We start from the raw sequence: 10,590 nt of genomic DNA, 5'->3' as shown, positions 1-10,590 counted from the left end.
CCCCCGAAACCGCCACCGCCGAAGCCGCCGCCCCCGAAACCGCCACCGCCGCCGAAGCCGCCGAAACGTCCCGTGAGGCCGCCGCTGGTGCCGCTGCCCTCGGTGACCTGGCTGGCCGCGACATTGCCGGAGGAGTCCTGGGTGCCCTGGACCACCACGGTGTCGCCCGGCTTGAGATCGGAGACCTTGCCGCTCTTGCTGAGCTGCACCTTGGTGGAGCCGCCCGTGGTGATCTTGACCGTGTTGCCCTGGGCGTCGGTGAGATAGACGCTGTCGCCGTCCACCACCTTCACGGTGCCTGCGGTCATGGTGGTGGACGATCCGGACCGGCCCTGACCCTGGCCCTGGCCTTGCCCCTGACCCTGGCCGCCGGCCGCCTGGCCGAAGCCGGCCGCGCCCTGCTGTCCGTTCGCGCGGGCACCGGACCGCAGCTGCCCGAAGCCGCCTGCGGCAGCGGACGGCAGTCTGCCCGCACCACCGGTGGTGCCGTGGTCGCGCTCGTACCAGACACCGCCGGAGAAGGCGCCCGCGGCAACGATCCCGGCGGCCAGGCAGAGGGTGAGCCAGGGGAGTCTGCGGCGGGGCGGGGCGGCGAGTTCGGCGGTGATGTCCCGGGCGTCCGGCGGCGTCGCCAGGATGTCCTCGGCCGGCGGCGCCGGCATCTGCGGCGGCACCACCGTCTGCGGCACCACCGCTGTCTCCGCCTTCACCAGGTCGGCCCGACGTGCACCCATCTGTGTCATCTCCTTGCTGCTACTCATGACGCAGCGCCTCGATCGGCCGCAGGGAGGCGGCACGGTTTGCCGGATAACTGCCGAAGAACAGACCGATGGCGACCGCGATACCGAACGCACCCGCCACCGACTCAGGGATGATCACCGGCTTGATCCCGACGATCGTGAAATGCGAACCCACCACACCGACCAGCACCCCGAGACCCGCCCCCAGCACCGACAGCAACGTCGACTCCGCCAGGAACTGCCCGAGGATCACCCCCTTCGGCGCCCCGATCGCCTTACGGATGCCGATCTCCCGGGTCCGCTCCGTCACCGTCACCAGCATGATGTTGGTGATCCCGATACCGCCCACCAGCAACGAGATCGCCGCCACCGCACCCAGCAGCACCGTGAACGTCTTGTCCGTCGACTGCCGGGCACTGAGCAACGACTCCTGACTGCTCACCCGGAAGTCCACACTGCTGGAGTCCTTGATCCCATGGGTGCCCATCAGCACCTGGGTGATCTCCGACTGCGCCGCCGACGTCACATCCGCCGACCGCGCCTGCACCACGATCTGGTTCAGCGAGCCGAAACCCGTGAACGCGTTCTGCACCGTCGGCAGCGGAGCGATCACCACGTCGTCCGCGTCGTTCACCCCGGTGCTGCCCTTCTCCGCCAGCACACCGCGCACCGTGAACGGCGTCCCACCGATCACCACCGTCTTGTCCACCGGATCGACGGTCCCGAACAGCTCCTGCGCCGTCGTCGACCCGATCACCGCGACCTTCCGCGCGTTCAGCACGTCGTCGTTGCTGAAGTAGTCGCCCTTCGCCACCCGGCTGTTGGTCGTCTCGAAGTACGCGGGATAGGTACCGATGATCGAGTTCACCGTGTACTCCGTCCCCTGGTACACCGCCGTCCCCGAACTGCTCACCACCGGGGCGACCGACTTGATGTCAGGCGCGTCCTCGGACGTCGCCAGCGCCTTGGCGTCCTTGAGGGTGAGCTGCTTCGTGGTGGAGGCACCCGAGGAGCGGGCCCCGAACCCCCCGCCGCTGGAGGAGACGGTGAGGGAGTTGGTACCCAGCGAGGTGATGGAGTCCTTCACCGCCTGCGAGGAGCCGTTGCCCACCGCCAGCAGCAGAATCACCGCCGCCACACCGATCAGCACACCCAGCATGGTCAGCGCCGACCGCACCTTGTTCGCCGCCAGACCTCCCGCGGCCATCCGCAGCACCTGCCAGAGCATCACCGGCCACCCCCACTCGCCACAGCCCCCACCACCGGCTCCGCCCCGGCGAACACCGGAGGCGGACCCGCCACCGGGCCCTGCCGCACATCCGACACGATCCGCCCGTCGACCAGCCGCAGCACCCGCTTGGCATGCCGCGCCACCTCGTCCTCATGCGTGATCAGCACCACCGTGCGACCGGCCGCGTTCAGACGGTCCACCATCGCCAGCACCTCGTCCGTGGAACGACTGTCGAGGTTCCCCGTCGGCTCGTCCGCCAGCAGCATCGCCGGTGACGTCACCAGGGCACGCGCCACCGCCACCCGCTGCTGCTGACCACCCGACAACTCGTTGGGCCGGTGATCCAGACGATCCCCCAGACCCACCATCGACAGCGCCGCCACCGCACGCCGACGCCGCTCCGCGGCCCGCACCCCCGCGTACGCCAACGGCAGCTCCACCTGCGCCAGCGCCGTCGTCCGCGGAACCAGATTGAACGACTGGAAGATGAAGCCGATCTTGCGGTTGCGCACCAGCGACAACTGGTGCTCGTCCAGATGCCCCACATCGATGCCGTCCAGCAGGTAACGCCCCGAGGTCGGCACATCCAGGCATCCCAGGATGTTCATCAGCGTCGACTTCCCCGAGCCCGAACTCCCCATCACCGCGACGAAATCGCCCTGCTCCACATCCACGCTCACGCCCAGCGGACCACCCCCCGCGGGATCGTCCGGTCCGCGCAGCGCATGCACCGCCGCCTCACCCACCCCGTACGACTTCCGAACCCCCCGCACCGAGATCACCGGCACGGTCCGGGACGGGGAGCCGGCCGCTTCGGCAGGGACCGGGCGGACCTGACGGGTCAGACGCCGGGCGACCGGCAGCCTCGGGCTCACCGGCGAGCACCCCCGCCGAAGTTCCGGCCACCGCCGCCGAAGCCCGCGCCGCCGAAGCCGGCGCCGCCGCCGAAACCGCCCGCACCCGGGAAGGCGCCGCTGGGGAAGCCGTTGCTGCCCGAGGTCGTGGTGGAGGTCAGCTCGACCTTCTCGCCCGCCGACAGCCCCGAGGTGACCTGCACCGAGGAATCGCCCTCGATTCCGACCTGCACGGTACGACGCTCCGTACTGCCGTCGTCCTTCACCACCGTCGCCGTCCGCGACGCCCCGGTGCCCGACACCGCGTTCGTCGGCACATAGAGAGCGTTGTCCGCCTCGCCCGTCACCACCGACACCGTGGCACTCATCCCCGTGCGCAACGCACTCGTGTCACTGGTGATCTGCAGCTTCGCCGCATACTGCACCGCACTGCCCGCATTGCTCCCACTGCCGCTGCCGCTCCCGCTGCTGGTCGGGAGCGAACTGATCGAGAGCACCTTGGCGTTCAGCTGGGTGTCCGACTGCGCGTTCAGCGTCACCGACGCCGCCTGGCCCTTCTTGATCTTCAATGCGTCGGACTCCGAGAACGAGGCGTCCACCTGCATCCCGCTCGGATTCGTGATCACCACAAAGCCCGACGGCGTACTCGACGAGGAGGACGAGGAGGACGAGGAACCACTGCCGCCCGACCCGCCCTGCCCGGAGCCCGAGGACGAGGATCCGGTCCCCGACACCGTGTCCCCGACCTTTCCGCCCACCGACGCGACCGTGCCACCCACCGGGGCCTTCAGCACCGTGCCGGCCAATGCGTCCTGGGCGTCCGAGAGACTGTTCTGCGCGTCCGTGACCTGCTGCTCGGCCTGCGCCACCTGGGAGGCGTCCACCTTGACGGTGGTCGTGGTGGTCGGCTGCGGTGTGGTCTGCCCGGCGTTCTGTCCTCCGGACTGGCCCGCACCGACGCGTCCGCCGGCCGATCCGGAAGCGGAGCCGGAGCCGGTCGAGGAACCGGGGATGGTGGTGGTGACTTCCTCTCCCGCCTGGGCCTTGGTGAGCGCGGCCTCCGCGGTGTTCAGCGCCGCCTCGGCGGCGTCCACCTTGGCCTGCGCGTCCGTGGTGGAGACCTTCGCCAGCACCTGGCCCTTCTTGACCGTGTCACCGACCTCGACCTTGACCGAGGTCAGCGTGCCGCCGGTGACGAAGTCGACCCCGGCGTCGGTCGGCGACGCCAGCGTGCCCGACCCGGACACCGTCGCCAGCACCGTGCCCTTGGCCACGGTCGCCGTACGGGTCTGCCCGGAACGTCCGGAGGGCGTCGCGTCGGCGTTCACCGTGGCGTACGCCAGGCCACCGCCGGCCAGCAGGACGACACCGAGCAGGGAGTTCAACAGGACGGCCCTGCGCCGCCGAGGGAGCACCTTCATAGCGGCACAGCGTGCCTCAGCACTCTTGGCGGAAGTCTGGGCGCAACCTTCGAGAAAGCTGGGAATGCACAACGGATCAAAGCGTACAGATCACTCTTTTTCTCACTGCAGAAGGGGCATTCCGCCCCTCTCGGCACACTCCGCACCCAGGGAACTCACAGGAATCATCCCGCCCGCCCTCACTCCGGTGCGGTTGATTGCCTGAGGCGGTCGCGCGCGCCCGCGGCCCGCACACCAGCACCGACCCCAAGGAGCCGCAGGTATGTCGGGTACCCCCACGGTTGCGCCGAACGCGGCCCGGCCGCACCGGAACCGCCTCAGGGCCGCCGCCGGAGCCACGGCCCTGGCCTGCGGAGTCCTGCTGGTGGCGGGCTGCGCGTCCAACTCCGGCTCCGGCTCCGCCGCCGGCTCGGCGGCATCGGCCGGTACGGCGGCCGGGGCGGGAGCGTCCGGTGGTCCGGGGGGTGCCTTCGCCGCCTACGTCCAGTGCCTGGAGCAGAACGGGTACACCCCGCCCGCCCGGCCCAGCGGGGCCCCGTCCGGTATGGGCCGCCGCAGTTGGAACCCCAGCGACCGGCCCAGCGACTGGCCGAGCGGGCGACCCGGCGGACGGCCCGGCAACTGGCCGAGCGGCCGCCCCAGCGGCATGCCCCGCGGCGGCTTCGGCATGGGCAACACGGCGGACCCGGCGTACCAGAAGGCCGCCAAGGCCTGCGAGTCCAAGCGGCCGTCCTTCGGCGGCGGACGCGGCGGCGCCAACGGCGGTGCCGCTGCCTCCGCGCTCAAGGCCTTCGCCGACTGCATGAAGGGCAAGGGCGTCACCGTCCCTGCCATGGGCCGCAATCCGCTCGCCGGCCTGTCGACCAGCGACCCCGGGACCGCGGCCGCGCTCAAGGTCTGCAGCCCGCTGCTGCCCTCCGCGGGCTCTCAGCCCGCACCCAGCGCCTCCCCGAGCGCCTGAGCCGCAGCCGGCCCGTTCGCCGCCCCGCAGCCCCGCCGCCGTCCAGGCGGGGTCACCAGTCGCGGACGGGCCGGCTGCGCCGTCTTCCAGGCCCCGCGCCGTAGGGCGGCGCCCCGCCTCCGGCCGAGGAGCGGCCCCTCCTGCCCCGGCGCCTCCTTGTCCCTGGCCGGAGGAGCGGCGGCCCACCGGCGCCGGGGACGGCGAGGGCCCGCGCCGACACCGGCGCGGGCCCTCGCCGGCGGTCACAGCTCCTTGCGGAAGCCCTCCGCCGCGTGCAGGAAGAGGTCGTTGGCGGCGGTCTCCCCGATGGTCACCCGCACCCCCTCACCGGCGAACGGCCGCACCACGACACCGGCCTGCTCGCAGGCGGCGGCGAAGTCCATGGTGCGGTCGCCCAGCCGCAGCCAGACGAAGTTCGCCTGCGACTCCGGCACCGTCCAGCCCTGGCCGGCCAGGGCGTCGACCACCCGGGTCCGCTCCTCCACCAGGGCCCCGACGCGCACCAGCAGCGCCTCCTCGGCCCGCAGCGACGCCACCGCGGCGTCCTGGGCCAGCTGGCTGACCCCGAACGGCACGGCCGTCTTGCGCAGCGCGGCGGCCACCGGCTCATGGGCGATCGCGAACCCCACCCGCAGCCCGGCCAGTCCGTACGCCTTGGAGAAGGTGCGCAGCACGCAGACGTTGGGCCGGTCGCGGTAGAGGTCGACGCCGTCCGGCACCGCCTCGTCGCGGATGAACTCGCGGTAGGCCTCGTCCAGTACCACCAGCACGTCCCCGGGCACCCGGTCGAGGAAGCGCTCCAGTTCGGCGCGCCGGACCACGGTGCCGGTGGGGTTGTTGGGGTTGCAGACGAAGATCAGCCTGGTGCGCTCGGTGACGGCGTCGGCCATCGCGTCCAGGTCGTGCACCTCGCCGGAGGTCAGCGGCACCTGGACGGCCGTGGCACCGCTGATCTGCGTGATGATCGGGTACGCCTCGAAGGAGCGCCAGGCGTACACCACCTCGTCGCCGGGCCCGGCGGTGGACTGGAGCAGCTGCTGGGCGACGCCCACCGAGCCGGTGCCGGTGGCGATGTGCTCCGGGGGCACCCCGAACCGGCCGGCGAGTTCGGCCGTGAGGTCGCCGCAGGCCATGTCCGGGTAGCGGTTCAGCCGGCCCGCCGCGCCGGCGACGGCCTCCAGCACCCCGGGCAGCGGGTCGTAGGGGTTCTCGTTGGACGAGAGCTTGTAGGCCGGTGCACCGTCCGCGCCGGAGGCCGGGCGTCCCGGCTTGTAGGTGGGAATGCCCTCCAGCACCGGCCGAAGCCGGGGGCCCTGCGCAGCCGTGCCGCTCACCGTCGTGTCCTCCACTCGCTCGTCCACACCCGACCGTACGGTCGGGAAACACCTTACGAGCCGTCTGCGCGGAATTCACCCGTGCAGGTGAGATATTCCGGCGCCCACGGGCGAGGACTCCGCATCCTCCGCGTGTGCAACGGCCCATGTCAGAGGCAACCCACCGTACGGGGATGCGCTTCCAAGGGGAAAAGGCCCTGCTGCTCATGGAGAAACGTATCTCCGGGAATGTGTGACAGGGCGCTCACAGTGGGTCGCCATGCGCCATACCATCGGGTCGCCATGACAGCAGCAGCCAACCAGAGCGGCCGTCGGCCCACCAGTCCGCGGCGGCTGGAGCGGGCCGGTATCCGGGACGTTGCGGCCGCGGCCGGAGTGTCGATCACCACGGTCTCCGATGCCCTCAACGGCAAGGGCCGCCTCCCCGACGAGACCCGCAGCCGGGTGCGCGAGGTCGCCGAGCGCCTGGGATACCGCCCGTCCGCTGCGGCCCGCACGCTGCGCACCGGCCGCTCCGGCCTGCTCGGACTCACGGTGACCACCTACGGCGAGGAGCCGTTCACCTTCACGGAGTTCGCCTACTTCGCGGAGATGGCGCGCGCCGCCACCTCGGCCGCCCTCAGCCGCGGCTATGCGCTGGTGGTGCTGCCCGCCTCCTCCCGGCACGACGTCTGGGGCAACGTCGCGCTTGACGGCACCGTGGTGATCGACCCGGCCGACCACGACCCGGTGGTCGCCGAGCTGCACCGCCAGGGCGTGCCCGTGGTCAGCGACGGCAAGCCCGGCAACTGCCCCGTCACCGCCTGGGTGGACAACGACCACGAGGCCGCCGTGCTCGGCATCCTGGAGCATCTCTCCGAGGCGGGCGCCCGCCGGATCGGGCTGCTCACCGGGACCAGCACCGACACCTACACCAGGCTCTCCACCGAGGCCTATCTCTCCTGGTGCGCCCGGGTCGACCAGGAACCGGTGCACGAGACCTACCCGGCGCACGACCCCGCGGCGGGCGCCGTCGCCGCCGACCGGCTGCTGGCCCGCCCCGACCGGCCCGACGCCGTCTACGGCCTCTTCGACCCCAACGGCACGGATCTGCTGGCCGCCGCCCGCCGTTACGGGCTGCGCGTCCCGGAGGACCTGCTGCTGGTGTGCTGCAGCGAGAGCGATGTGTACGCCGCCACCGAACCGCCCATCACCACGCTCTCCCTCAGGCCGCGCAACATCGGCACCACCGTCGTCAACCTGCTGATCGACGCCATCGAGGGAGTGGGGCACCAGCCGTCCGGACGCCGGCTGGCCCCCGGTGCGGAGCCACCGCCCGGACGGCTGATGCCCACGGAGCTGATCGTTCGGGCCTCCTCGCAGCGCCGCCACCCGCGCACCACCATCAGCCCTCCCCGTACGCCGGACGGGGTCTGAGGGCCGCCGCGCCCCGAAGGCCGAACGACGCTCCAACCCCCGGGCCGGGCACCCGTGCTGCCGCCGGGGGGCCCGGGCCGCGGTGCCGCACGCCCCCACGCACGCCCCGCCCTCGCCGGCGGACCGGGTCCGCACCCGGCCGTACCGTCCGACGCGCCCTGCCCCCTGCACCGTCGATATCCACCTTCACCGGACAAACCGGCCAGTGACGCGTCCGGCGCCGCAAGCCTGCCGCATCGGATGCGGCCCAGGTGCGGACGCCGGGAGATCGGGCTTCCTATGATGGGCGGATGACACCCGAGGACCGCTTCCCCGGGCCTGAGCTGCCGGAGTCAGGCCCCCGCGCCCGCATGGCCGTCGACCCCCGGTCGTACGGGCACGAGGGCGGCCTCCACGGCGGTCCCCAGCAGTCATGGCCCGCCCCCGGCCTGCCGTCCGGCGGGCCCGAGCCGCAGGCCGTCCGCGGCTGGTTCGAGGAGGCGGCCGTCCAGGCGGCGCACAGCGTCCACACCGCCCCCCAGGATCCGCCCACCCTGGATCTCGGCGGCCCCGTCGGCACGCCGTCCCCCGTCGAGCACGCGGGCGCCCTCGGCACCTCGCCCGAAGCCGATCCGGACCAGGCCGTGGGCCCGCTCTATGTGGTGGGCGACGTCCACGGCTACCTGGGCGAGCTGCACGACGCCCTCCGTGAGCAGGGCCTGGTCGACGCCGACGGCCACTGGTCGGCCGGCCGCTCCAGGATCTGGTTCCTCGGCGACTTCACCGACCGCGGCCCCGACGGCATCGGCGTCATCGACCTGGTGATGCAGCTCGCCGCCGAGGCGGCCGCAGCGGGCGGCTACTGCCGCGCCCTAATGGGCAATCACGAACTGCTGCTGCTGGGCGCCCACCGCTGGGGGGACGAGCCGGTCCAGTCCACCGCCGGCACCGCCTCCTTCCTCGCCGCCTGGCGGCTGAACGGCGGCCAGCAGCAGGACATGGACCGACTGGAGCCGCATCACATCAGCTGGCTCGCCCGGCTGCCGGCCATGGCCGTCGAGGACGGCCATCTGCTGCTGCACTCCGACACCACCGCCTACCTGGAGTACGGCGGATCCATCGACGAGGTCAACGACACCGTCCACCAGGTGCTCGCCTCCGACGACGCCGACGAGTGGTGGGACTGCTTCCGCCGGTTCACCAAGCGGTTCGCCTTCCGCGGCGACACCGGGCCCGCGTCCGCCGGGGAGCTCCTCGACACCTACGGCGGCCACCGGGTCGTCCACGGCCACAGCCCCATCCCCTACCTCACCGGGGACGCCCACAGCGAGGACGGCCACGCCTCACGCACCGTGACCGGCCCCCATGTGTACGCCGACGAGCTCGCCGTGGCCATGGACGGCGGTGTCACCATGGAGGGCAGGCTGCTGGTGGCCCGTCTGCCGCTGGCCTGAGACCGGCCGGGCGTGGTGGGCGGCCGTCGCGGTCCGGCCGTCCGGCCGGAGTCCCGCCCGGCCGGGGTCCGGCCCCGCACAGGTCCCGCCCAACCGAAGTCGCTGACTCCGCTTGATCCGGGCTTAAGTTGCTGAAACGGACTGTCACGCTGTCAGTCCCCGGTCCTACCATCAAGACAACCGTCGAGGCCACCGGCTGCACACCCACCCACCCATCCGGCCGACAGCCCGCAACCGGCCCCGCGCCCGCAGCGTCCCACCGCTGCGACGGCCGCCCCGGCGGACGGACCATCACTTCTCCCTGACGGAGCAATCGGGGGCCAGATGAACACCGCTCCGCACCTGCGACCCGACGACCGACCGGACTTCGAGCGGGTCCTGGACGAAGCACTGCGCGACGAGACCGTACGCCAGGCACTGCAGGCGCCGAACGCCCGCCTGAACGCCGAACAGCTGCGCACCAGGGCGCTGGCTGCGACCGCGGTCGTCGCCGCCGCGGCCGCCGACGAGTACGCCCGTTACACCGCGCTGCGCGACCGCGTCCGCACCGCCGCGGCCGGCCCGCCCGGCGAGCGGGGCGAGAGCCCGGCCCCGGGCCTCGGGGCCGCCGCCCAGCTCGCCGCGGAGACGGGCGCCGGTGCCATCCCGGTGCTCACCGTGCTGGCGCCGATCCTGGCCTGGGCGGCAGCGGTGATCTTTCTGCTGCTGGGCTACGGCCTGCACACCGCCGACCCGCATCTGGTGTTCGCCCACTCGCTGATCACCGCCGGCTGGGTGGCGCTGGCGGTGGGCGCCGTCGCCATGGTCGCCGGCATCATCGGCCTGCTGCTCACCGCGCTGCGGGACGGCTCGGCGCCCCCCGACGGCCTGGACCCCCGGCTCCACGCCGAGCTTGCCGCCGCCCGGGAGGAGTGGAAGGCCGCACTGAAGGAGCACGGCATGCTCCCCTTCCTCCGGTCGGCGCTCACCGCCGATCCGGGCACCGCCGACCCCGGCACCGCCGGTCCGGTCGAGCCCGCGGTGGCCGGGGCGGGCGTCAACCTGGTACGCCAGCGCCCCCGCCTCGGCTACACCAGCCCCGGCTTCACCAGCCCCGGCCCGGAGCGCGCCCCCACGGGCAACGGCCGTTCCGCCTTCACCTCCCCCGACTACTCCCGCCCCAGCTTCGGCTCTCCCGACTTCACCAGCCCCAACTACGAC

The 10,590-nt window shown here is 72.6% G+C and carries 9 protein-coding genes; 4 read left to right on the top strand and 5 right to left on the bottom strand.

Annotated elements, in window-relative coordinates; translation table 11 throughout:
• From AOK09_RS24390 to AOK09_RS24375, 4 genes are all read right to left on the bottom strand, one after another.
• Positions 1-734 (bottom strand): hypothetical protein (locus AOK09_RS24390; protein ID WP_055589386.1); only part of this gene is annotated, 734 nt, incomplete at its 3' end.
• Positions 735-753: 19 nt separating this feature from the next.
• The gene (locus AOK09_RS24385) at positions 754-1,968 is read right to left on the bottom strand and encodes an ABC transporter permease (protein WP_245687458.1); all 1,215 of its coding nucleotides are present in this window, start codon (positions 1,966-1,968) and stop codon (positions 754-756) included.
• The gene (locus AOK09_RS24380; RefSeq protein WP_322973210.1) at positions 1,968-2,846 is read right to left on the bottom strand and encodes an ABC transporter ATP-binding protein; all 879 of its coding nucleotides are present in this window, start codon (positions 2,844-2,846) and stop codon (positions 1,968-1,970) included. Before AOK09_RS24380 ends, AOK09_RS24385 begins: the two co-directional genes overlap by 1 nt.
• Positions 2,843-4,246: an efflux RND transporter periplasmic adaptor subunit gene (locus tag AOK09_RS24375; protein ID WP_063796052.1), complete on the bottom strand. Its 1,404-nt coding sequence runs from the start codon at positions 4,244-4,246 to the stop codon at positions 2,843-2,845. Before AOK09_RS24375 ends, AOK09_RS24380 begins: the two co-directional genes overlap by 4 nt.
• Before the next feature lie 262 nt (positions 4,247-4,508).
• Here AOK09_RS24375 and AOK09_RS24370 point away from each other — a divergent pair, with 262 nt between their 5' ends.
• Positions 4,509-5,207 (top strand): hypothetical protein, encoded by a 699-nt coding sequence (locus tag AOK09_RS24370; RefSeq protein ID WP_055589383.1) that lies wholly within the window; start codon positions 4,509-4,511, stop codon positions 5,205-5,207.
• A gap of 242 nt (positions 5,208-5,449) precedes the next feature.
• On the opposite strand, the gene hisC is transcribed toward AOK09_RS24370, so the two are convergent.
• On the bottom strand, positions 5,450-6,541 hold the full coding sequence (gene hisC, locus AOK09_RS24365) for a histidinol-phosphate transaminase (RefSeq protein ID WP_055589387.1): 1,092 nt from the start codon (positions 6,539-6,541) through the stop codon (positions 5,450-5,452).
• Between the two features lie 282 nt (positions 6,542-6,823).
• Between hisC and AOK09_RS24360 the strand changes: the two genes are divergently transcribed.
• The 3 genes from AOK09_RS24360 to AOK09_RS24350 all read left to right on the top strand — a co-directional run.
• Positions 6,824-7,957, top strand: coding sequence for a LacI family DNA-binding transcriptional regulator (locus AOK09_RS24360; RefSeq protein WP_055589382.1), 1,134 nt, complete (start codon positions 6,824-6,826; stop codon positions 7,955-7,957).
• A gap of 290 nt (positions 7,958-8,247) precedes the next feature.
• A complete protein-coding gene (locus AOK09_RS24355) occupies positions 8,248-9,390 on the top strand; it encodes a metallophosphoesterase (protein WP_322973209.1) in 1,143 nt (380 codons plus the stop codon).
• A gap of 324 nt (positions 9,391-9,714) precedes the next feature.
• The coding region (locus AOK09_RS24350) for a hypothetical protein (RefSeq protein ID WP_055589381.1) at positions 9,715-10,590 on the top strand (876 nt) is incomplete at its 3' end.

It is taken from the genome of Peterkaempfera griseoplana, assembly GCF_001418575.1.
In the GTDB taxonomy this organism is placed as follows: domain Bacteria; phylum Actinomycetota; class Actinomycetes; order Streptomycetales; family Streptomycetaceae; genus Peterkaempfera; species Peterkaempfera griseoplana.
This window is presented reverse-complemented; position numbering and strand designations above follow the sequence as displayed.

Bases quoted from the DNA above. Each gene is read 5' to 3' on its own strand.
- AOK09_RS24385 (WP_245687458.1), bottom strand. From the start codon at position 1,968: ATGCTCTGGCAGGTGCTGCGGATGGCCGCGGGAGGTCTGGCGGCGAAC.
- AOK09_RS24375 (WP_063796052.1), bottom strand. From the start codon at position 4,246: ATGAAGGTGCTCCCTCGGCGGCGCAGGGCCGTCCTGTTGAACTCCCTG.
- AOK09_RS24370 (WP_055589383.1), top strand. From the start codon at position 4,509: ATGTCGGGTACCCCCACGGTTGCGCCGAACGCGGCCCGGCCGCACCGG.
- AOK09_RS24360 (WP_055589382.1), top strand. From the start codon at position 6,824: ATGACAGCAGCAGCCAACCAGAGCGGCCGTCGGCCCACCAGTCCGCGG.
- AOK09_RS24355 (WP_322973209.1), top strand. From the start codon at position 8,248: ATGACACCCGAGGACCGCTTCCCCGGGCCTGAGCTGCCGGAGTCAGGC.